Source organism: Flavihumibacter cheonanensis, from assembly GCF_022352215.1.
Taxonomy (GTDB): Bacteria; Bacteroidota; Bacteroidia; order Chitinophagales; family Chitinophagaceae; genus Flavihumibacter; species Flavihumibacter cheonanensis.
Genome location: NZ_JAKRWF010000056.1, coordinates 1 through 291 on the forward strand (window position 1 = coordinate 1; position 291 = coordinate 291).

Annotated in this window: 1 protein-coding gene; it reads left to right on the top strand. The window is 72.5% G+C overall.

What is annotated here, in order from left to right:
* Window positions 1–291 (top strand): P-type ATPase actuator domain-containing protein (locus tag MD536_RS21110; RefSeq protein WP_498366315.1); only part of this gene is annotated, 291 nt, incomplete at both ends.

Sequence of the window (291 nt, forward strand, 5' to 3'; positions counted from 1 at the left end):
CATCGAGGGCCGCAGTCACGCGGACGAGTCGCTGCTCACGGGTGAGTCCATGCCGGTGCCGAAAGGTCCGGCCGACCACGTCACCGGTGGTGCCGTGAATGCCGAGGGCCGGCTGGCCGTTCGCGCCACGGCCATCGGCGCGGAGACCGCGCTGGCGCGGATCATCCGGCTCGTCGAGGGCGCGCAGGCTCGCAAGGCGCCCATCCAGCGCATCGTGGACCGCGTGAGCGCGGTATTCGTGCCCGTCGTCATGGTCATCGCCCTCGCCACCTGGCTCGGCTGGGGCCTCGC